This is a genomic window from Alcaligenes aquatilis, assembly GCF_003076515.1.
In the GTDB taxonomy this organism is placed as follows: Bacteria; Pseudomonadota; Gammaproteobacteria; order Burkholderiales; family Burkholderiaceae_B; genus Alcaligenes; species Alcaligenes aquatilis.
Genome location: NZ_CP022390.1, coordinates 2,053,463 through 2,075,267, shown reverse-complemented (window position 1 = coordinate 2,075,267; position 21,805 = coordinate 2,053,463). Strand labels below are relative to the sequence as shown.

Here is a 21,805-nt window from a genome sequence, read left to right as displayed (position 1 = left end):
TTCAAGCCAAAATTATAATGATGTCTGTACCAGAAACTACCTTTCATGCACGAGTCCGACGAATTGACTGAAAATCCACCCTCTTTACCAACAATTTCCTATCCTGATGACCTGCCAGTCAGCGCCCGACGGGCCGAAATTGCCCAGGCAATCAAAGACCATCAGGTGGTCATTGTGTGTGGTGAAACCGGCTCGGGCAAAACCACCCAATTACCTAAAATCTGCCTGGAGCTGGGGCGCGGCCTGCAGGGCAAGATTATTGGTCATACCCAGCCGCGCCGTCTGGCGGCTACATCGGTTGCCAAGCGTATTGCCCAGGAGCTGCAATCGGAGATTGGTGACTGGGTAGGGTATCAAATTCGTTTCAACGACAAGACCGGACCGCGTTCGGCCATCAAGTTGATGACGGACGGGATCTTGCTGGCCGAGTCCCAGCGCGATCCCTTGTTAAGCCGCTACGACACCATCATTATTGACGAGGCCCATGAACGCAGTCTGAACATTGACTTTCTGCTGGGCTTTTTAAAGCAGTTGCTGCCACGGCGTCCGGATTTAAAGCTGATCATCACCTCGGCCACCATTGATGCCGAGCGTTTTGCGGAGCACTTTGCCCACAAGGGCAAGAGGGCGCCCGTGATTGAAGTGTCGGGCCGTCTGTATCCCGTGGATATTGTGTATCGCCCGATTCTGGATCCGTCCTTGGTCGATGCCGAAGAACGCCGTTCTGCCTCCGAGGAAGAGCGGGATCTGATGCAAGGCATTGTGGATGCGGTGCAGGAATGCGCCCGGCACGGCACTGGCGATATTTTGGTGTTCTTGCCCGGCGAGCGCGAGATCCGTGAAGCCACCGAGGCACTGGAAAAAGAAAAGCCCATCAATACAGTGATCCTGCCTTTGTTTGCGCGTCTGTCGCAGGCGGATCAGGAACGTATTTTCCGCCCCAAAGGCAATGCGCGCCGTGTGGTGCTGGCGACCAACGTGGCCGAAACTTCCTTGACCGTGCCTGGCATACGCTTTGTGGTCGATAGCGGCCTGGCGCGTATCAAGCGCTATTCCTGGCGCAACAAGGTCGAGCAGTTGCGCATTGAAGCGATCAGCCAGGCCTCGGCCAGCCAACGGGCAGGGCGTTGTGGTCGTATTGGTCCCGGTATCTGTATTCGTCTGTATGACGAGCAGGACTTCAAGAGCCGCCCCCCCTTTACCGATCCCGAGATTCTGCGCTCCTCGCTGGCCTCGGTGATTCTGCGCATGAAGGCCCTGCATCTGGACGATGTGGAAACCTTCCCCTTTGTGGAGCCACCGACTGGCCGCGCCATTGCCGATGGCTATCAAATCTTGCAAGAGCTGGGCGCGTTGGATGAACAGCAGCGCCTGACCAAAGTTGGCCGTTCCCTGGCCAAGCTACCGGTGGACCCGCGTGTGGCCCGCATGATTCTGGCCGGTCACGAACATCATTGTTTGACAGAAATGCTGATCGTGGCCTCGGCCATGTCCGTGCAAGACCCGCGAGATCGTCCTGTCCATGAACGTGAAGCGGCCAATCAGGCCCATGCCCGTTTCAATGACGACAAGTCCGAGTTTCTGTCCTATGTGAAGCTGTGGAACTGGCTGGAAGCCTTGTCACAGGAGCAAAGCTCGCAGCGCAAGTTTGCCAATAGCGTTAAACAGGCCCTGCTGTCACCCTTGCGGATTCGGGAGTGGCGTGATGTCCATACTCAATTGCGTAGCCTGGTGCAGGAACAGCGCTGGGTCGCCAATCCCTCGGCTGCCACTTATGAGCAAGTGCATCTGGCCTTGCTGACGGGGCTGATCGGCAATATTGGCTATAAGAGCGAAGAAACCGGCGTCTATCAAGGCACGCGTGAGCTGCGTTTTGTGATTCACCCCGGTTCCAAGCTGGTCAAGAAAGCAGGCCGCTGGATTCTGGCCGGCGAGCTGATGGAAACCACGCGCCTGTTTGCCCGCTGTGTGGCGCGTATCGAACCGCAATGGATTGAAAAAGTTGGCGCCCATTTGCTGCGTAAAACCTGGGGCGACCCGCGTTGGGAGAAAAAGGCCGGTCAGGTCGTTGCCAATGAGCGTGCGACCTTGTACGGCTTGCTGATTTACAGTGGCCGTCGCATTCACTTTGGCCGCATTGATCCGGTGCAGGCCCGTGAATTGTTCTTGCGTCAGGCTCTGGTGCCGGGCGAGATTGATTCCAACCTGCCTTTCCTGCGCCATAACCGTCAGCAAATTCAGGCGGTAGAGCGTTTGGAGCACCAATCGCGTCGTCCTGACATTCTGGTGGATGAGGAACTGATCTACGCCTTTTACGATCAGCGCATCCCCAAGGACGTGTACCAGACTGCCACATTGGAAAAATGGTTCAAGGGTTTGTCCAAGGAACAGGCTAAGGGCCTGGAGCTGAACCGCGACGAGCTGATGCAGCACGACGCAGCCGGTATCACCACCGAGGTGTTTCCGCGCTCGGTTCAATGGCAGGGCGTGAAGATGGCGCTGGATTATCACTTCGAGCCGGGTTCGGTGCGCGATGGGGTGACCTTGAGTGTCCCCTTGTTCGCCTTGAACCAGATCGACGCCGCGCGTTGCGAATGGCTGGTGCCCGGCATGTTGAAGGAAAAAGTGCTGGCTTTGCTGAAATCCTTGCCACAGCGTATTCGCCGTCATTGTGTGCCCTTGCCCGATTACGCGGCCGCCTTTCACCAGCGCTGGTTTGAAAAAGCATCCGATCCCGGAATGAGCCTGCTGGATGCGATTTCTCAGGATATGTGGGCGCACGTCAAACAAAGACCACAGCGCAGCGATTTCAAGCCGGAAACGTTGGCGACTCACTTGTTCATGAACTTCCGAGTGATTGACGAGCATGGTCGCATGTTGTCGGGCGGCCGTAATCTGGACCAGCTCAAGGCCGAACATGGCCGTCAGGCGCAGGCGTCCTTCCAGCAGATGGCTGCCAGCGACGAGCAAGTGGCGCAGGTGCTGGATCACGAGCAACTGACCAGTTGGAGCTTTGGCGAACTGCCCGAGCTGATGGAAATCAAGCGCAAAGGTCGCAGCTTTATTGGTTACCCGGCCTTGATCGACAAGAAAACCCATTGCGATCTGGACGTATTTGACGACCCGGCTCAGGCCCAGCGTCAGCACCGTTTGGGTTTGCGTCGCTTGTTCCGTTTGGCCTTGCGCGAGCAAGTGCGCTTTCTGGAAAAGAACATTACGGATCTGACCCGCATCAGCATGCTGTATATCAATCTGGGTACGCAGGAACAATTGCGGGATCAGATTATTGATGTGGCCCTGGAGCAGTCCTGCATGATGGAGCCGTGGCCGAAAAACCAGGCCGAGTTTGAGGCACGCGTACAAGAAGGTCGCAGTCGCTTGGGTCTGGTGGCCCAGGAAGTAGCGCGTTTGGCCGGTCAGATTCTGAATGAGTGGAGTGCCGCCCAGAAAAAACTGGCGCAAATCAAAGCTCACCCCGAGGCCTTGAAAGACATACAGCAGCAATTGAATGCCTTGATGCCCACCATGTTTCTGGAAAGCAATGAATACGCGCAGTTGGCTCATATGCCGCGCTACCTGAAAGCCGTACAAACCCGGGTGGACAAGCTGCGAGCCGATCCGGCCCGCGATCAACGCTTGATGCAGGATATGTCAGTTTTGCTGACGAAGTACCAGCGTGCCGTTGCGGCGCTCAAAGGCGCCACCGATAGCGGTTTGCGGGACTTTCGCTGGATGCTGGAAGAGTTGCGCGTGTCCTTGTTTGCGCAAGAGTTGCGAACTCCCATGCCGGTTTCGGTCAAGCGTCTGGAAAAAGCCTGGGCTGCCTTGCAGCGCTAGGTTGTTTGTTGTTTTGGTATTGGTCGGTAGGGGGCGGGTGATTGTGCGTTTGTTGTTCAGCCAGATGTGAACCAATCGAAACATATTGCCTGCCCTTATTCACCCTGAGCATCGCTTCAGGGCCACCAATGTCCATTGGCTTAAGTACAATTCCATCATGAGCGAAACCACCCCTTCCTTTGTCCATTTGCGATCCCACTCGGAGTTCTCCGTGGTGGACGGCATCGCCCGTATTCCCGAAATGATCAAAAAAGCGCAGGCCTATGGGCAGCCTGCATTGGCGTTGACGGATTTGTGCAACTTGTTTGGACAGATCAAGTTCTATACCTCGGCGCGTAAAGCCGGGCTGAAAGCCATCATGGGTTGTGATATTTGGCTGCAGAACGAGGAAGACCGCGAAAAACCGTCACGCCTGCTTTTGCTGGTGCAAAACGAAGCAGGGTATTTGAGCCTGTGCGACATCTTGACCCGTGCCTGGCTGGGCAACCAGTACAAAGGACGTGCCGAGGTACAGCGCGCCTGGTTGAAAGAGTGTAGTGGCCTGATTGCCTTGTCCGGCGGGCGTATGGGTGATATTGGCCATGCCCTGGCCGATGGCAATCTGGACTTGGCCCGGGATTGTGCCCGCCATTGGGAAGACTTGTTCCCCGGTGCCTTTTATATTGAACTGCAGCGCAGCGGTGCGGACGGCGATGAGCTTTATGTACAAGCCGCCATGCGTTTGGCTGCAGAGCTGGAATTGCCGGTGGTGGCGACGCACCCGATTCAGTTTATTGCACGGGACGATTTCCGTGCGCACGAGGTGCGGGTATGTATTGCTGAAGGCGAGCAATTGGCCAACCCCAAGCGTGTGAAGCGTTTTACGCCAGAGCAATACTTTCTCAGCACGGATGAAATGCAGCAGCGTTTTGCGGACGTTCCTGTTGCACTGCAAAACACGCTGGAAATTGCCAAGCGTTGCAACCTGGAGCTGGAGTTGGGCAAACCTTATCTGCCCGACTTCCCGACACCCGATGGCATGTCGCTGGGCGACTTTTTGATCCAGCAGGCCAAGGACGGTCTGGAAATCCGCTTGACGCAGCTGTATGCCGATCCCCAGGAGCGCGAGAAGCAACGCCCGACCTACGAAGAGCGCTTGATGTGGGAGTGCAACACCATCATCTCCATGGGGTTCCCCGGCTACTTCCTGATCGTGGCGGACTTCATTAACTGGGGCAAGCACAATGGTGTGCCGGTCGGACCGGGCCGGGGCTCGGGGGCGGGGTCGCTGGTGGCCTACAGCATGGGGATTACCGACTTGGACCCCTTGCGCTATGACTTGCTGTTTGAACGTTTCCTGAACCCCGAGCGGGTGTCCATGCCTGACTTTGACGTGGACTTTTGCCAGGACAACCGCGAACGCGTGATTGATTACGTGAAACAGAAGTATGGCCGCCAGGCTGTCAGCCAGATTGCCACATTCGGTACCCTGGGTGCGAAAGCCGTGGTGCGTGACGTCGGTCGTGTGCTGGAGCTGCCCTACAGCCTGTGCGATGGCTTGTCCAAACTGATTCCTTTCAACCCTGCTGATCCCTGGACGCTGGAACGGGCGCTGGCCGATGAGCCTGCCTTTCGCGAGCGTTACGAGAACGACGAAGAAGTCAAAGCCCTGATCGATCTGGCCCGCCCCTTGGAAGGCCTGACTCGTAGCGTGGGCATGCACGCCGGGGGGGTTCTGATTGCGCCCGGCAAGCTGATTGATTTTTGCCCGCTGTACGCGCAGTCCGGCCCCGACGCCAACGCCGTGTCGCAATACGACAAGGACGACGTGGAGGCAGCCGGTCTGGTCAAGTTCGACTTTCTGGGCCTGCGTAACCTGACCATTCTGGACTGGGCCGTGCGCTATGTGCGCCAGTTCAATGCCGACAAGCGCGAGTTCGACATCATGGCCTTGCCATTGGATGACGACGCCTCCTACAAACTGCTTTGCGAAGGCAATACCACCGCCGTGTTCCAGTTGGAATCGCGCGGTATGAAGGAGCTGCTGCGTAGTCTACGGCCCTCCACCTTTGAAGACATTATCGCCATGCTGGCCCTGTATCGTCCGGGGCCACTGGAGTCGGGCATGGTGGTGGACTTCGTGAACCGGAAACACGGTCGGGCTGAGGTGGATTATTTCCACCCGGATCTGGAAAGCACGCTGAGCAGCACCTACGGGGTGATCGTCTACCAGGAACAGGTGATGCTGATCTCGCAGATTATCGGTGGCTACTCACTGGGTGGTGCCGACTTGCTGCGTCGTGCCATGGGCAAGAAAAAGCCCGAGGAAATGGCCAAGCATCGCGTCTTGTTCGAGGAAGGGGCGGTCAAGAAAGGTCACGACCCTGAGCTGGCGGTGAAGTTGTTTGACCTGATGGAAAAGTTCGCGGGTTACGGCTTTAACAAGAGTCACTCAGCTGCTTACGCGCTAATTGCGTATCAGACGGCCTGGTTGAAAGCGCACCATCCGGCCGAGTTTCTGGCCGCGACCTTGTTGTCCGATATGGACGATACCGACAAGGTGCAGATTTTCTGGAAAGACGCGCTGGCTAACGGTGTGGAAGTCTTGCCACCCGATATCAACGCGTCCAATTACCGCTTTGAGCCGGTCAAGGACAGCTATACAGAAAAAGGCTTGCCGCCGCGTACCATGCGTTACGGCCTGGGGGCTGTGAAAGGGACGGGTCAGGCCGCCGTTGAAGCGATTGTGGAAGCTCGCAAGCAAGGCGGTCCTTTTACTAGCCTGTTTGATTTCTGCCGTCGCGTGGACCGTCATCAGGTCAACAAGCGCACGATTGAAGCCTTGGTACGCGCCGGTGCTTTTGATTCGATTGACGAAAACCGCGCCGCCTTGCTGGCCAGTATTGGTGCCGCCACGGAAGCGGCTGAGCAGGCCGAGCGTAGCGCGAATCAATCCTCGCTGTTTGATGATGACTCCAACGATATCGTGGAAGGCGAGGTCGCGAAAGTCGCCCCTTGGAGCCTGCAAGATCGCTTGCGTCAGGAAAAGACGGCACTGGGTTTTTATTTTAGCGGCCACTTGTTTGACGCCTGGCGGGATGAAGTTCGTCGTTTCGCACCGACACCCTTGGCACGCCTGGAAGCCTCGCGCAGCCCGCAGTGGTTTGCTGGCGTGCTGTCAGCCGTGCGGGTACGCATGACCCGTCGCGGCAAGATGCTGTATGCCATGCTGGATGACGGCTCGGCGCAACTGGAAGTGGCGATCTTCAATGAACTGTTTGAAGAGCACCGCCAGCGTCTGAAAGAAGACCAGTTGATCATCATTCAGGGCAAGGTCAGCAACGACGACTACACCGGCGGTCTGCGTATCAATGCCGATTCGATTTTTGATCTGCAGTTGGCCCGTGAAGCGCGTGCCAGTTGCTTGAGCATTGCTTTGAATAACAATGCGGACGCGCAGCGTTTGCAAGCCTTGCTGGCGCCGCATCGAGCCGAGCAGCAGGGCGGTGTGCCGGTAGAGGTGCAGTTGCAACGCCCCGATTACGAATGTGTGGTGCAGCTAGGCCCGCAATGGCGTGTTCGTCTGGCTGATTCCTTGCTGGAGCAGTTGGAAGGCTGGGATGCCACACACGAGGTGGAGATCAGCTACCGATGAGGCCCTTGCGCATTCTGCACTCGGAAGCGGCCACCAGTTTTGGCGGTCAGGAAAACTACATCTTGCGCGCCATGCGCATCTTACGTGAACGCGGGCATCAGGTGGAGGCTGCCTGCCAACCCCATGCACAATTGACCGAGCGCTTGCGCGATGAAGGCTTTGTTGTTCATACCCTGTTGATGGATGGCCCGGCCAATTACATGCGCGGTGTGCGCCAATTGCGTCGGGTCTTGCGTCAAGGCCGGTTTGATGTGCTCAATAGCCATAGCCGCCGGGACACCATGCTGGCTGGCGTGGCCGGACGCTTGGCGGGGACGCCTTTGATTGTGCGCACGCGTCATCTGGCCAAGAAGGTCGGTTCCTTGATGTCTTACACCATCGTGCCCAAACGAGTGATCACGCCCAGCGATTATGTGCGCGATCACCTGATCGAGCGCGGCGTGAAGCCTGAGCATGTCCAGGTGGTCTACCCCTGTGTGGACCCCAGTGTGATCGATTCGGCACCCGCCCTGGATTTGCGCGCTGAGCTAGGTTTGGCATCTGACTCCTTGCTGGTAGGCTGCGTTGCCGTGTTGCGCCGTGAGAAAGGCCATCGTGAGCTGATTGCCGCTATGCATCCCTTGTTTGACCGCTATCCTCAATTGCACTTGGTGCTGGTGGGGGGCGGCTCGCCGGGCTACGAGCAATTGCAGGCCTTGATTGTGGAGCTGGGATTACAGGAGCGGATTCATATGCTGGGCGCTCGTGCGGATGTGCCCTCGATTCTGCCCAATCTGGATATTTTTGCCTTGGCGACCCATATGGAAGCCTCGGGCACCGTATTTGTAGAAGCGGGGTGTGCTGGCATTCCCGTGCTGGGCAGCCGCGTCGGTGGAGTGCCGGAGATGATGTTGGACGGTCACAGCGGTTTTTTGGCGGACTTGCATGACCCTAAGCAGTGGCGCGCCGCATTGGAAAAAATGATTCAAAGTACTGAGCTGCGTCAGGACATGGGAGCCGCAGGCCGCCTGTTTTGTCGTAGCGACGAGCGCTTTACCCCGGTTGCCATGGGTGACCGGCTGGAAAGCGCTTACTACCGCTGGTTAAAGGAGCTTCAGGGATGAAAGTGGCAAGCACGGTGCCCGTCATGATGTACCACCATGTCACCCCGGAAGGGGGCATGATCAATGCCAGTCCCGAGCATTTCGAGCAACATTTGCAATGGTTGAAAAAGCATGGCTGGACCAGCCTGACAACCGAGCAGTTTGTAGGCCATCTGCAAGGGCAGGGTGTACCGCCCAAATCGGTGCTGATTACCTTTGACGATGGTTACCTGGATAACTGGGTCTACGCCTATCCTTTGCTGAAAAAATATGGCTTCAATGCCGTGATTTTCCTGGTGACGAGCTGGATCAATGAGGGGCCTGTGCGTCCTTATCTGGGCCAGGGCCAGGACGTGCCCGAATGCCCGGATCATCGTGAATGTGAAGCGCGTATCGAGCAAGGTCGTAGTGACGAGGTGATTTTGCGCTGGAGTGAAATCCACGCCATGCAGACTGATGGCGTGTTCGAGTTCCACAGCCACACCCATACCCATACTCGCTGGGATTTGAGCGAACAGCGCGATCAAAAGAATGACAAGATGCGCTGGGAACTGGAGCAGTCGCGTACAACCTTGAGAGCCAATATGGGTACGGTCTCCGATCAGTTGTGCTGGCCTCAAGGTTATTTTGATCCAGATTACGTGCAGGTCGCCCAGCAGGCAGGTTTCCGCTATCTGTACACGACGCGTGCCTTTGGCTCCAACCAGCCTGGCAGCGATCCTTTGCATATTTATCGCTTCGCCGTGCGTGATACGACTGGCGTGTCAGTCGGGCGCAGGCTGAATGTCGCGGTACATCCCGTGATTGGTCCGATTTTCAACAGGTGGAAAGCATGGCGTCGTCGTCAACGACAGAAGTAGAGCGAAGCGCCTCCGGCAAGCGCCTGTCCGTTATCCTGATTACCAAAAACGAGCAGGCGCATATTCGTGCCTGCCTGGAGTCGGTGGCCTTTGCTGACGAGATCATTGTGGTGGACTCGGGCAGTACCGATCAGACCGTGGAAATTGCCCGTTCCCTGGGCGCGAAAGTCACGGTTACCCCGGATTGGCCCGGCTTTGGGCCGCAGAAGAATCGGGCGCTTGATCAGGCCACGGGCGAATGGGTGCTGTCCATTGATGCGGATGAGCGCGTTACCCCCGAGCTGGCACAGCTGATTCAGCAGGAAATAGCCCAGCCGCGTGGCACGGCTTACCGGATTGCCCGCCTGTCTGAATTTGCTGGCCGCTGGATGCGTCATAGTGGCTGGTGGCCGGACCGGGTGTTGCGCCTGTTCAAGCGCGGTACCGCTCGCTTTAACGATGCCAAAGTCCATGAAAGTGTGCAGACTGAACATCCTGTCCTGATTCTGGATGGGCATTTCCTGCATTACCCCTACGCCAGCCTTGAAGTCTTTATTGACAAGATCAACCGCTATTCCTCGGATGCCGCCCGTCAAATGCAGGCCAAGGGCAAGACCACCAGCTTGCCGGGTATTGCCGGTCATGCCAGTTGGACCTTTGTACGTCACTATATTGTTCGACGCGGCTTTCTGGACGGCCCGCAAGGCTTCATCCTGGCGTGTATGGCCGCTGCAGGCAGCTTGTTTCGATATAGTAAGCTGTGGTATTACACCCGTCAGAAGTCTGATTAGCCCTTTATAATGCCGCCTATGATTCCGATTCTTATGTACCACCAGGTCGGGGTGCCTGCTCCCAAAGGTTCGCCGTATCGAGGCTTGACCGTGCATCCCACTGATTTTCGGCGCCAGATGACGTGGCTGAAGCGCTTGGGCTATCAAGGTTTGTCCATGGCGCAATTGATGCCGTACCTGCGCGGTGAAAAGCAGGGCAAGGTTGTGGGAATCAGCTTTGATGACGGCTACCGTAACGTGTTTCAAAATGCCATGCCGGTGCTGGATGAGTTGGGCTTTACCGCTACTAATTACATTGTTGCGCGGCATCTGGACGGCTCCAACTTCTGGGATCAACCCAAAGGTGTGCCGCATTCCGGTCTGATGTCCTTGCCCGAGCTGCGCGCCTGGGTAAATGCCGGTCATGAAGCCGGTTCGCACACCTTGGACCATGTGCATTTGACTGATGTGTCCTCGGAAATTGCCCATTACCAGATCGCGCAATCCAAGGCAGAGCTGCAAGATGCGCTGCAAGTGGAAGTCAGCGCTTTCTGCTATCCCTATGGCGATCAGAATCAGGCTATCCGTGAGCAAGTGTGTCAGGCAGGGTATCTGAACGCCACCACCACCAATCGTGGCCTGGCGCGTTCGGACGATGACTTGTTTGATTTGCCCCGCGTGACGGTCTCGCGTTCCACCAATATTTTGCGCTTTGTGCAAAAGTGCGTGACACGCCTGGAAGACAAGCGCCGTACGGTTTCCCGCTCATGAATTCAGATCAAATCCACGACACGCCTGCTGCGATTGCCGAGCGTTTACGCATTGCTTTTGTGGTCGATCGTTTTGGTAACCGCTTTGGCGGTGCCGAGGCCTATGGCGTGGAGCTGATGCGTGAACTGGCCGAAAAGCACGAAATTACCGTGTTTGCGCGTGAGTATGACAGTCGTTGCGACTTGAAGCTGGCCTACGTGCCTATCCGTCATTGGTCACACTGGCCTGGCTGGATACGCGGCATCCTGTTCGCCCGCAAGGCGGCCAAGGCCACGGCCCAAGGTTTTGATATTGTGCATTCGCACATGAACGGGTGGTGCGGGGACGTGGAAGTGGTTCATGTCACCCCCGTGCGTTTCAACTGGCGGGTGCGACCCTTGCCCTGGCTTAAAAAGCTGGGTTCCTACTTCAGCCCGCGTGTCTGGGGCTATCTGGGTCTGGAAAAACGCCGTTTGCGGCCCGGTCCTCATGCCGTTGTCGCCGTTTCAGGCTTGATTGCCGAACAATTGCAGCAAGCCTATGGCAGCGTGCACGATTATCCCGTTATCGCTCCTGGCGTGGCCTTGCCGCAAGCCGATTTGCAAGGGGAAGAGCGTACCAAAGTGCGTGAGTCCTTGGGTTTCACCAAGGAGCAGGTCGTCTGTCTGCTGGTGGCGCGCAATCCCCTGCGCAAAGGCTTGAGTACGGTGCTGGAGGCCTTGGCGAAATTGCCATCTCATTACCGCCTGTTGGTGGTGGGTGGAAAACCTGGCCTGCGAGATCAGATGCGCCAACAGTTGCAGTCTCTGAATATGCAGGATCGTGTCATCTTGCAAGGCGAGACCTCGAACGTCGAACCCTTTTATCGTGCTGCCGATATTTACGTGCATCCCACCCTGAATGACAGCTTTGGCATGGCACCGCTGGAAGCCATGTCCTATGGTTTGCCGGTCGTCCTAAGTCCGGCGCCGTGGTGCGGCTTTGCCCAATATGTGCAGGGTGGTTATCACGCCTTGCTGCTCAGCCATCCGGAAGATGCCCAGGAACTGGCCCAAGCGATTGAGAAAATCAGCAAGGATCCGGTGATGGCCCGTAATCTGGTCGAGAACTCTCGGGAATTGCTGGCCCAGTTCAGTTGGCCTGCGGTGGCAAGTCGTTATCAGGAGCTGTACCAAAAAGTGTTGCTTCGCCGCCAAGCTTAAAACGCTGTTTTCTTTGTTATTGGTATTAAATTTTCAAAACTGCTGTTCAGTCATTGTTCAGCTTGCGCAATAGCGGATACACTTTGTGACCCGTAGATGCTCGGCCAGAGCATTTGCCTGTCATTCATAGCCGCTGACGGAGCGAGTTTTGAAGGTCCTGATCACTGATATTCATCACGGTAATGGCGGAGGCCATGTTACCTATATTTTGGGTTTGTTGCGTGGGTTGGCTCATCAGTGTGATTTCACTCTGGCGGCCCCGGCAACAGGCCGACTGTATCGTGAAGCTTTGCAGGTACCTGGCGTCAGAGTGTTGCCGGGCCTGTACACCGCCCGTATCGGGACGGCGTTATCAGAGATATGGAGTTTGCGCCGTTTTTTGCAGCGCGAGGCTTTTGATATCGTGCATTGCAATGGCAGCACCGATCACCGCCATGTCATGATCGCTTGTAAAACGCTGCCTAATCCTCCGGTCATTATCTGGACCAAACACAATACCAACCGTCTCCATAGCGTGGGTAACCGCTTGCGGGCGCGCTTTGGGACGGATCTTTGTATTGCCGTTAGCGATTATGTGGCGCGGCAACTGGCTAATTCCGATTACCGACGTTGCAATGTGGAACGTATTTATCACGGCCTGGACCTGGAGCATTATCGTCCAGTGAGCCCGCAGGAAAAGTGGGCCGCACGTCAGACGCTCTTCGGCTCGACTTTGCCTGACAATTGTCTGGTGCTGGGCTCGGTAGGTGGTACCGATCTGGAAAAAGGCTGGTTGCTGCTGGTGGAGGCGGTTGCTCGTCTGGAACCAGAGCTGAAACAGCGAGTCCGGGTGGTGGTGGCGGGGGATCCGCCAGCCGCCGCCGTCTGCGAAAAAGTGCAGGCTTTGGGTTGCGCCGAACAAGTGCTCTTTCCTGGATTGGTCAAGGATGTACGTTCGGTGTTGGCTGCATGTGATGTGGGTTTTGTGTTGTCTTATAAAGAATCTGCCTCCTACGCGTGTTACGAGTCCCTAGCACTGGGGCTGCCAGTTCTGATTTCCAATGCCGGTGGCTTGCCTGAAAGTATTGAACACTTGTATGAAGGCTGGGTGGTGCCTTGCGGTGATGTCGGGGCCATTGAAGCGCATGTGCGAGACATGCTGTGTCAGAAATATTGCTTGCAAACGGTGGGCAGACGGGCCAGGAAGCGGGCAGAGAAGCGGTTTGACGCGCAACGCTTTTCAGTAGATACCTATCAGGCCTATTTGAAAGCGCGGGCGCTGTCAGCGTCAGCTTATTAAGGGTGTATACAAAGAGGCGTTTTGAGTGTATTTCAGAACACCTCTTTTTTTATATCTCGCTCGTTAGGGCTGGGGGGGGCTGTCAGCGTTTCCAACTCTGCCAGCCAGAGCAAGGCTTCTTCGCGCTTGGTGCCACACATTTCAGGCGAGGCCTGTAAACCAGAGCAACAGGCAGGCCGTTCGGGCTGGCCGAAAATCCGGCAGCGCAGTTGCTCATCCAACTGGATACAGGGCACACCGGCTGGCTTGCCGTGGGGCATGCCGGGGATAGGGCTGGAAATTGAGGGGGCGATACAGCAGGCCCCGCATTCGGAGCGACAAATCATGCCCAGCCTCGGGACCAATACACCAGAATCCCGACATATTCTTTAATGATGGAGCGGCTGGACTGCAGGGCCATCAGATTGGGTTTCCACCTGGAAAACCCGGGACTGTTCGGAACCGTTAACTGTGGGGCTGCACCGGCTGGAATCACATCAACCCCTTGCTTGCGGAAAATGGCCATGGCACGTGGCAGGTGCAAGGCTGAAGTCACCAGCAGGACATGCTTGGCCTGCTTTTCTTGCAACAGCTTGGCCGTATATTCGCCATTTTGTTGAGTGGTCAGGCTGTCGTTTTCCATCAGCAGGGCCGAGGTGGGGACATCCAGGTTGTTCAGGGTGTTGGCCATGACCTTGGCCTCGCTGATGCCGCCGTCCAGCGCTGCTCCCGACAAGACGATGTAAGGCGCACGTCCTGCCTTATACAGATCAGCCGCCCGTTCTACGCGTGCCGATGTCTTTTGGGCTGTCTGTGGTAAGAACCAATTACTGCGGTTTTGGGCAGTGTGGCCACCTAGAACCACAATGGCATCGGCCTGCATCACCTGTTCAGCAGGCTGGTAGGGATACATTTTTTCCAGATACCCACCGGCATACAGGCTGGTGGCAGGCAGGGACCAGGCACCGGTCCAGAGCAGTCCGGCCAAGGCCAGGGCGGCAGCCGTTTTACGCTGGCGCAAGATAAACAGCAACACTGCCAGAAGTAATAGGGCTGCAAACAAGTTCAATGGAATGACCAGGCTGGTCAGGATGCTCGATACGCTCATGGGTGCTCCTGTTCTGACTCCAACACGTGCAGCACTTCGTTCAGCGTAGGCCATTGGCCATCACGTCCCAGGCAGATCGCCCGTGGTGACCAGGGGCCCGTGTCTTGTGGGTTGGTGACGCCACATAAGGTCAGTTGCTGCGCCTTGATGGCCGCGGCGACATGGGAGACGCCAGAGTCATTGCAAACTACCCACTGCGCCTGTTGGCAAAGCCGTGCAAACGCCCCTAAGGGTAGGGGCGGTAGACAACGTGCGCTGGGCGCATTGTGCAGGGCAGCCTCATGCTCGTTGGGCGGAGGACACATAATGACGGTTTTGCCTTGGGCTTGCAGATGTCGGGTCAGTTGGTCGAAATAGGGCCAGACTTTGACGCGGCCTTTGTGCAATCCCGTTGCAGTAGGGGCGATCAGAATATAGTCACCGGGGCGCAGGGCGGCTTGGCGCAAACTGTTGTCGCCTTCTTGCCGTTGCAGGGGGCTGAGCGTCAAATCCAGGGTGGCTGGGGCTTGTTCGGCTGCCGGGTTCAAATTCCACAGCTTCAAAGCCTGTTGAACAATATAGAACCAGGATTGCACCGCGTGCAACCGCTTTTGCGGCTTATTTAAAGGCCAACGTAATAAAAGGCTACGGCCGTCGTCCCGATAACCGCAGGCTGGCAGGCCAGCCAGTTTGAAGCTGAGCGCACTGCTAAGCGAATCAGGTAGCAGCAGGCCATACGCATGGCGATGGCCGTGCTGGCGACGATAGCGGCGTATGGCTTTGGCATCCTGGTGCCAGTGGCTGCTCATGGGGATGAAGCCATGCAAAGGGTACGCCGACAGCAGCTCGCGGGCCCAGGGACGGGCGCAAACCACAACGGGCAAACCGGTATCGAGCAGAGCCTGTAAACACGGCAGGCTCATGCATACATCGCCTAGCCAATTAGGCAATCGTAGGTAAAGGGCAGAGGGATCAGACATGAACAGGGACAACGAGGCAGAACGAACCAAAGCGGGGACGCTCGATTCAGGCAATGAGCGTTAGAATAAACACAATTAGATAGTATATAGGGTGTCCTCGTTGTCCAACGCCATAGAAACTAAAATCAAGCCTGCTGGGCACGATCCCGTCAAATCCGATCTCTGGAGGCGCATTTACAGCCGTTTGCTGCCTTATTGGAAGGTAGCGGTGTTGGCATTGATCCTGGTCAGTCTGTCCTCGGCTACCCAGCCGGTGCTGGCGGTGATCATGAAGCCGTTGCTGGACGATGGCTTTACCGGTGCCAAGCCTGATTACATGTGGTCCATTCCGCTGGCCGTGATCGGACTGATGTTTGTGCGGGGTGTGACCAGTTACGGTAGCTCCTATCTGTTTGCCTGGATCGCCAACAAAATGTTGCTGACTTTACGTGGCGACATGTTCTCCCGCTTGCTGGGATTGTCCGACTCGGAGTTCAAGCAAGGGGATACGGGGCGTTTGCTGAACCGTTTTACGATTGATGCTGGCACCATGACCGGGGTGGCTACCGAGGTGGTCACGGTCGTGGTGCGTGAAACCCTGACAGTGATTGCCTTGCTGGGCGTCTTGCTCTATATGTCCTGGCAATTAACGGTCATCGTGTTTTTGGTCATGCCCGCGTCGGTCTTTGTTGCCAAGATGGTGTCGCGTCGCTTGCGCCGCATTAACCGCGATACGGTGAATATGAACGCCGAGCTGACCCGCGTGGTCAGCGAAGCCATTGATGCTCAGCGTGTCATCAAGCTGTTTGACGGCTACGAGCGTGAAAACACACGTTTCATGTACGTGAGCGCGCGCCTGCGCCGTTTTGCCATGCGCGCCGCTTCTGCGGATGCGGCCTTGTCGCCCATTACGCAGTTGTTTGTGTCCATCGCTGTGGCCGGGGTGATTTTTGTGGCTTTGTATCAGGCCAATACCGGCACACTGACTATCGGTAGTTTTGCGGCGTTCATGGCTGCTTTGGGGCAGATTTTTGATCCTATCAAACGTTTGACCAATATTACGGGCACCATGCAGCGCATGTTGGTAGCGGCAGAAAGCGTGTTCAAGCTGGTTGATCAGGATCCGGAGCCTGACACAGGAACACGGGAGTTCAAGCAGCCCGTTCGTGGCCATATCGAATTTGATGCGGTCTCTCACCGTTTCCCTAACGCCCATCGCGACACCTTGTCCGAGGTCAGTTTTGCGGTGCAGCCCGGCCAGACCATTGCGCTGGTTGGTCGTTCCGGCAGTGGCAAGACCACGCTGGCCAATATGGTGCCGCGCTTTCTAATTCCAAGCAGCGGGCAACTGCGGGTCGATGGTATCCCCTCGGAAGAGCTGACGTTGCGCAGCTTGCGTAGCCAGATTTCTTTGGTCAGCCAGGATGTGGTGCTGTTTGAGGCGACGATCGGCCAAAACGTGGCTTATGGCGCGGGAGCCGAGGTCTCACCGGAGCGTATCTGGGAGGCCCTGGAAGCAGCCAATCTGCGTGAGTTTGTAGAGGGTTTGCCTCAAGGCTTGGATACGATGGTTGGTGAGAACGCCAACTTCCTGTCAGGTGGCCAACGTCAGCGCTTGGCAATTGCTCGCGCCCTGATAAAAAATGCACCCATCTTGATTCTGGATGAAGCAACCTCCGCCTTGGATAACGAATCCGAGCGTCAGGTTCAAATGTCTCTGGAAACCTTGATGAAGGGGCGCAGTACCTTGGTGATTGCTCATCGCCTGTCTACCGTACAAAATGCCGATCAAATCCTGGTGCTGGATGAGGGACGGATTATTGAGCAGGGCAGTCACGACGAATTGCTGGCCCGCAATGGTGTGTATGCCGGGTTCTACCAAATGCAGTTTCAGTTCAACGAATAAGCGGCTTCAGGCTGCACGATAAGGAACATCATGAAGAAGATCATTCTTGCGCTGGCCGGGCTGGCTGTGTTGGCAGGATGTGCCAAGCAGAATGCAGAATTGCGGGAGCAGGATTTGCGTCGATCCAGTTTTTTCAAGACTGAGCGACGCATCAATATGGATTTTGTGAGCATTCAGCGTGCCTTGTTCAAGCACCAGGCAGAGTGTGGCAAAGCCGCTGTGTTCAAGATGGAACCGGGGCAGGCCAGCTACGGCACCTTGCGTTATGAACTGGAGCCGGGGGCGGGTTGGGATAACAGTATTTTGATTGATCTGACCTTGATGCAAAAGGGGTGGGTAGATGCCAAGGTCTATAGTTACCGTGCCGATGTAAAAAAAGAAATCAAGGAAATCTTCACCTCTATTCGTGCTCCGGGCGTGTGCAATCCTGATGATGCGCCCAAAGAGGTGTTGCCCGAGGATGATTTTGTCCCCGTTGCACCGCTGTAATAGTTCAAGCGTTGTGCAGGGAGGCACTTCCAATACGTGAGGTGCCCAAACGGCAGGACAAGCCTGCTTTTGACCCGTCTTTTCAGGCGGGTTTATTGTTTTTAGTTGCTTCTAATAAGAGAGATGATGATGGATTCTGCCTCTACAACCCAAGTCAAACAGACCGCCGTGACGGCAACAATGCTCTATCTGATTTGCGGCAAGATTGCGGCGGGCAAATCCACCTTCGCCAAGAAACTGTCCGAGCAGTCAAAGACAGTCCTGATCAGCGAAGACTTTTGGCTGGCTAGCTTGTATCCCAGTCAAATTGGGTCTTTGGAGGATTACGCTCGTTGTTCCGGCTTGTTGCGTACCGCCATGGCACCGCATATTACGGGTCTGTTACAGGCCGGGGTATCCGTGGTGCTGGATTTTCCATCCAACACGCTGGCAACACGAGCTTGGGCGCGGGAGTTGATTGAAAACGCGGGCGTGGCTCACGAACTGCATTATCTGGATGTGGCTGATGCTGTGTGTAAAGCGCGTTTGCATGCCCGTAATGCCCGTGGGGAACATCTCTTTGAAGCAACTGAAGCGCAGTTTGATTTGTTCAGCCGCTATTTTGTAGCACCGCAGCAGTCAGAGGGCTTTAATGTTATTCGTCATCAGGTTGCGGAATAGGCTACGGGCTTGTTTTCTGGCTGTTAGTTGCCAGATACCGTTTGCTTGACTGCCTCTGCATGTGTGTCTGGGCTTTGTGTGTGTCGATGCTCGCGCGAGTGAGCTGTAATACAGCGTTAGCCTGGGTGTAGTGGTGTGTTTGTTGATGCCTTTTATGGCAAACCACTCATGGCGCACATAAAGCGCTTTGCTCTATTTGTTTGATTTGTTCTATTGAGCTGGCCGACTGAGTCCAACCCGCTATTGAGTGATACCTGCTTGCAGACTGCAGAGATCTTGCCGTGCGATAAGGGATGAAGGGGATTGGCTACCCAGCCAATCCCAAAGCAGAGCACTTACAGCAAGATAATGTCGTACTGTTCCTGGGAGTAGTGCGGGTCTACTTCCAGGGAGATAGGCTTGCCGATAAAGTCGCCCGCCACGGCCAAATGCTGGCTTTCTTCTTCCAGAAACAGATCCACCACTTCCTGAGCCGCCAGAATACGGAACTCTTTAGGGTTGAACTGCTTGGCCTCGCGCAGCACTTCGCGCAGGATTTCATAGCAGACGGTACGGGCCGTACGTACGGAACCACGCGATTGGCAGGTGGGGCAGGGCTCACACAGTTGGTGCGCCAAGGAATCACGCGTGCGTTTGCGTGTCATCTCCACCAAACCTAACTGGCTAAAGCCATTGATCGTCACACGAGTACGATCTTTGGCCAGTGCTTTTTGCAGCTCTTGCAAGACAGACTCCCGGTGAGTGGGGTCGTCCATATCAATAAAGTCCAGAATGATGATGCCACCCAGATTGCGTAGGCGCAGTTGGCGGGCCAGGGCAATCGCTGCTTCTAGGTTAGTCTTGAAAATCGTGTCGTCGAAGTTGCGGCCGCCGACAAAACCACCTGTATTCACATCTACCGTCGTCAGAGCTTCGGTCTGATCGATAATCAAGTACCCCCCCGATTTCAGATCCACTCGACGTGACAAGGCGCGGTTGATCTCTTCATCGACATGGGCGGTATCGAACAAGGCGCGGCTGCCTTTGTGATGATTAATGCGCTCCAGCACGGATGGCGTATAAATCTGTGCCCATTCCTTCATCTCTTGCACGACCGTGCGCGAATCCACCACGATGGACTGGGTGTTGGGTGTGACCATATCGCGCAAAACACGCTGCGCCAGGTTCAAGTCCGTATAAAGCACAGAGGGGGCGCCTTGCTCGCGGATACGCTCTTGAATACGGGTCCATAAGGTGCGCAGGTATAGCTGGTCTGCACTGATCTCTTCATCGGTTGCGCATTCGGCTTGAGTCCGTACGATAAAACCGCCTTTTTCATCCTTGGGCATCAGACGGCTGACGCGTTCGCGCAGCTCGATCCGGTCAGCATCCGAACCAATGCGTTGCGACACACCAATATGAGGATCAAAAGGCAGATACACCAGCATGCGGCCAGCAATGCTGATCTGCGTCGAGACACGAGCGCCTTTGGTGCCCAAAGGATCCTTGATGACTTGTACTAATAAAGACTGGCCTTCGAACAGGAGCTTTTCAATTGGCGTGGTCGCACTACCTTGATTGCGCTCGGCGCGATTCTGGCGCAAGTCGGCCACGTGGATAAATGCCGCGCGTTCCAGCCCTATATCAATAAAGGCACTTTGCATGCCGGGCAAAACCCGAGCCACTTTTCCCAGATACACGTTCCCCACATAGCCGCGTTGGATGCTGCGCTCGATATGAATCTCCTGGACAGCACCTTGCTCGACCAGGGCAACACGGGTTTCAAACGGAGTGACGTTAATCAGGATGTCTTCATGCATAGTTAGTTTCGCTAAAGGAATATCTGTTCCGAGCTAGTGTAGGGCCAAGTCAGTGAGGCTGCTATGCCTTTATGACTATATAGAGAGTTTAGTGAGAAGGAATGCTTCGCTTGCCTTTGTTCTGGAGGCTGCTTTGGGGTGGATGTGGTTCTAGCCGCTCTATGTAGGACGCCGCTCAGGGCCTCGGTACGGGGTGTTGGGGCGGACTACGTGCCGGCGCAACGCGCCGGTCCCCTTGTCAGAGCCACCATCAGGGCGCAGTCTGAACTCGCCCAGTGATTGGTCCCCCGGACCAATCACAAACCTTGGGCTCAAACAGCAGACTGCTTGCATCCCCGATGGTGACTCCGACTGCGGCAAGTCGTCTGACTCGCCCCAACACCCCGTACCGGGGCCCCGAGCGGCTAACAGCTCTGCATCGTGTTCGATCTTGGAGGCCACTCAACCGCCTATCTATATAGAGACACTCTTGATTTGGGGCGAGGGCATGGCGCTGTGTGTTTACCGCCGCTAGCCTGTTTGCCAACCATCCAACCATCCAACCATCCAACCATCCAACCATCCAACCATCCAATCATCCAATCATCCAATCATCCATCCATCCATCCATCCATCCATCCATCCATCCAGTCAGTCAGTCAGTCAGTCAGCCGATCCATCGACAGACGACTATTTTGGGAAGGAATTTCCCCTCCTATCTATATGGAGGGGGGAGTTATCAGAGGGTGGGGGGGATGATCTGACGAATTTCTGTGAGGAAAACAGCGGTCAGTCCATGTTTTGCTCTGTAGAGGGCTGAAGTCTTCCGCCCGTAGGCAAAAATTCGAAGTTAATCAAAAAATTATTTTTATAGTTATTCTTCATAGTTATCAATCGGCTACATCGTTCTGCAGAATTTTTCCTCCTCAAATATCCAGAAAAATGTCAAAGAAGGCTTGCAAGGCGGAAAATCATCGTGCTATAGTTCTTTTCTCGCTGCAGCACGCACAGGGTTTTCCCGGAAGCGCCGCAGAGAGCAGTTAGACAAGTTTCACCGCCTTGGCCAAGAGGCCCGCACCGAAGCTTGAATGACTGGTCAGGTAACTGACACGGTGTAAAATCCGGAGCTTGACAAATCAGAAAATTCTGTGTTAAAGTTCTAGGTTCTGCTCGCCACACGTACACACGGCTGCCCAGCTGTGTTCTGGCGGCATAAGGACCGGATCCCTGCGATCATCGGTCGGACGTCCCTTCCTTCCTCCTGGCCCGTTCTGGGCACCTTGTCTCCCTTCTTCTTCTTCTTCTTCTTCTTCTGTACGGCTTACTCGTGTCTGCTTCGGCTTGCCCATCGAGTAGCTCCCCCGCGTAGCATCCGGTGCTGCCAATACAGGTCGGAGCCTTCAGCCTCACCTTCCTTCCTTCCTTCTTCTGTATGGCTGTTGTTCGCCCCGTCTTCTCCGGCTTGCCTCGGGTAGTTACGTGGATTGGCATCTGGTGAGCCAAGAGAGCCTTTGGTTTGATCGAGCTGATGGCCTATCGGCTGGGGGGACGCTG

15 protein-coding genes are annotated in these 21,805 nt (G+C 55.8%); 11 read left to right on the top strand and 4 right to left on the bottom strand.

Annotation, left to right across the window (positions count from 1 at the left end):
- The first annotated feature begins 45 nt into the window (after positions 1 to 45).
- From hrpA to CA948_RS09490, 8 genes are all read left to right on the top strand, one after another.
- Entirely contained in the window at positions 46 to 3,837 is a 3,792-nt protein-coding gene (gene hrpA / locus CA948_RS09525; protein ID WP_094196034.1) for an ATP-dependent RNA helicase HrpA, read from the top strand.
- Positions 3,838 to 3,994: 157 nt separating this feature from the next.
- The gene (dnaE, locus tag CA948_RS09520) at positions 3,995 to 7,471 is read left to right on the top strand and encodes a DNA polymerase III subunit alpha (protein ID WP_108727885.1); all 3,477 of its coding nucleotides are present in this window, start codon (positions 3,995 to 3,997) and stop codon (positions 7,469 to 7,471) included.
- A complete protein-coding gene (locus CA948_RS09515; RefSeq protein WP_108727884.1) occupies positions 7,468 to 8,574 on the top strand; it encodes a glycosyltransferase family 4 protein in 1,107 nt (368 codons plus the stop codon). Before dnaE ends, CA948_RS09515 begins: the two co-directional genes overlap by 4 nt.
- Entirely contained in the window at positions 8,571 to 9,413 is an 843-nt protein-coding gene (locus CA948_RS09510; protein WP_094196037.1) for a polysaccharide deacetylase family protein, read from the top strand. Before CA948_RS09515 ends, CA948_RS09510 begins: the two co-directional genes overlap by 4 nt.
- Positions 9,386 to 10,183, top strand: a complete 798-nt coding sequence (locus tag CA948_RS09505) for a glycosyltransferase family 2 protein (protein WP_108727883.1) — start codon at positions 9,386 to 9,388, stop codon at positions 10,181 to 10,183. Before CA948_RS09510 ends, CA948_RS09505 begins: the two co-directional genes overlap by 28 nt.
- Before the next feature lie 33 nt (positions 10,184 to 10,216).
- On the top strand, positions 10,217 to 10,933 hold the full coding sequence (locus CA948_RS09500; protein ID WP_108727882.1) for a polysaccharide deacetylase family protein: 717 nt from the start codon (positions 10,217 to 10,219) through the stop codon (positions 10,931 to 10,933).
- Complete coding sequence (locus CA948_RS09495; protein ID WP_094196040.1) at positions 10,930 to 12,114, top strand: glycosyltransferase family 4 protein; 1,185 nt, start codon at positions 10,930 to 10,932, stop codon at positions 12,112 to 12,114. The genes CA948_RS09500 and CA948_RS09495 overlap by 4 nt, the downstream gene beginning before the upstream one ends.
- A 148-nt stretch (positions 12,115 to 12,262) precedes the next feature.
- A complete protein-coding gene (locus CA948_RS09490; RefSeq protein ID WP_108727881.1) occupies positions 12,263 to 13,393 on the top strand; it encodes a glycosyltransferase in 1,131 nt (376 codons plus the stop codon).
- 32 nt (positions 13,394 to 13,425) lie between these two features.
- Here the strand turns inward: CA948_RS09490 and CA948_RS09485 are convergent, their stop codons facing one another.
- The 3 genes from CA948_RS09485 to CA948_RS09475 are packed head-to-tail and all read right to left on the bottom strand — an operon-like array spanning position 13,426 to position 15,382.
- Positions 13,426 to 13,719: a YkgJ family cysteine cluster protein gene (locus tag CA948_RS09485; protein ID WP_108727880.1), complete on the bottom strand. Its 294-nt coding sequence runs from the start codon at positions 13,717 to 13,719 to the stop codon at positions 13,426 to 13,428.
- Positions 13,716 to 14,480 carry a YdcF family protein gene (locus CA948_RS09480; RefSeq protein ID WP_094196043.1) on the bottom strand — a complete coding sequence of 255 codons (765 nt, stop codon included), beginning with the start codon at positions 14,478 to 14,480 and terminating at the stop codon, positions 13,716 to 13,718. The genes CA948_RS09485 and CA948_RS09480 overlap by 4 nt, the downstream gene beginning before the upstream one ends.
- The gene (locus CA948_RS09475) at positions 14,477 to 15,382 is read right to left on the bottom strand and encodes a glycosyltransferase family 9 protein (RefSeq protein ID WP_108727879.1); all 906 of its coding nucleotides are present in this window, start codon (positions 15,380 to 15,382) and stop codon (positions 14,477 to 14,479) included. The genes CA948_RS09480 and CA948_RS09475 overlap by 4 nt, the downstream gene beginning before the upstream one ends.
- A gap of 148 nt (positions 15,383 to 15,530) precedes the next feature.
- Here CA948_RS09475 and msbA point away from each other — a divergent pair, with 148 nt between their 5' ends.
- The 3 genes from msbA to CA948_RS09460 all read left to right on the top strand — a co-directional run bounded on the left by msbA (position 15,531) and on the right by CA948_RS09460 (position 18,473).
- Complete coding sequence (gene msbA / locus CA948_RS09470) at positions 15,531 to 17,324, top strand: lipid A export permease/ATP-binding protein MsbA (protein WP_094196045.1); 1,794 nt, start codon at positions 15,531 to 15,533, stop codon at positions 17,322 to 17,324.
- 30 nt (positions 17,325 to 17,354) lie between these two features.
- Positions 17,355 to 17,813: a hypothetical protein gene (locus CA948_RS09465; protein WP_094196046.1), complete on the top strand. Its 459-nt coding sequence runs from the start codon at positions 17,355 to 17,357 to the stop codon at positions 17,811 to 17,813.
- Between the two features lie 123 nt (positions 17,814 to 17,936).
- A complete protein-coding gene (locus CA948_RS09460) occupies positions 17,937 to 18,473 on the top strand; it encodes a P-loop nucleotide/nucleoside kinase family protein (RefSeq protein ID WP_238988580.1) in 537 nt (178 codons plus the stop codon).
- A 335-nt stretch (positions 18,474 to 18,808) separates the two neighbouring features.
- Here CA948_RS09460 and rng read toward each other — a convergent pair whose 3' ends face one another.
- Positions 18,809 to 20,272: a ribonuclease G gene (gene rng, locus CA948_RS09455; RefSeq protein ID WP_094196047.1), complete on the bottom strand. Its 1,464-nt coding sequence runs from the start codon at positions 20,270 to 20,272 to the stop codon at positions 18,809 to 18,811.
- Positions 20,273 to 21,805 lie beyond the last annotated feature (1,533 nt).

Coding starts and splice junctions, on each gene's coding strand:
- hrpA (WP_094196034.1), top strand. CDS start 46: ATGCACGAGTCCGACGAATTGACTGAAAATCCACCCTCTTTACCAACA.
- dnaE (WP_108727885.1), top strand. CDS start 3,995: ATGAGCGAAACCACCCCTTCCTTTGTCCATTTGCGATCCCACTCGGAG.
- CA948_RS09515 (WP_108727884.1), top strand. CDS start 7,468: ATGAGGCCCTTGCGCATTCTGCACTCGGAAGCGGCCACCAGTTTTGGC.
- CA948_RS09510 (WP_094196037.1), top strand. CDS start 8,571: ATGAAAGTGGCAAGCACGGTGCCCGTCATGATGTACCACCATGTCACC.
- CA948_RS09505 (WP_108727883.1), top strand. CDS start 9,386: ATGGCGTCGTCGTCAACGACAGAAGTAGAGCGAAGCGCCTCCGGCAAG.
- CA948_RS09500 (WP_108727882.1), top strand. CDS start 10,217: ATGTACCACCAGGTCGGGGTGCCTGCTCCCAAAGGTTCGCCGTATCGA.
- CA948_RS09495 (WP_094196040.1), top strand. CDS start 10,930: ATGAATTCAGATCAAATCCACGACACGCCTGCTGCGATTGCCGAGCGT.
- CA948_RS09485 (WP_108727880.1), bottom strand. CDS start 13,719: ATGATTTGTCGCTCCGAATGCGGGGCCTGCTGTATCGCCCCCTCAATT.
- CA948_RS09480 (WP_094196043.1), bottom strand. CDS start 14,480: ATGAGCGTATCGAGCATCCTGACCAGCCTGGTCATTCCATTGAACTTG.
- CA948_RS09475 (WP_108727879.1), bottom strand. CDS start 15,382: ATGAGCCTGCCGTGTTTACAGGCTCTGCTCGATACCGGTTTGCCCGTT.
- CA948_RS09465 (WP_094196046.1), top strand. CDS start 17,355: ATGAAGAAGATCATTCTTGCGCTGGCCGGGCTGGCTGTGTTGGCAGGA.
- CA948_RS09460 (WP_238988580.1), top strand. CDS start 17,937: ATGATGATGGATTCTGCCTCTACAACCCAAGTCAAACAGACCGCCGTG.
- rng (WP_094196047.1), bottom strand. CDS start 20,272: ATGCATGAAGACATCCTGATTAACGTCACTCCGTTTGAAACCCGTGTT.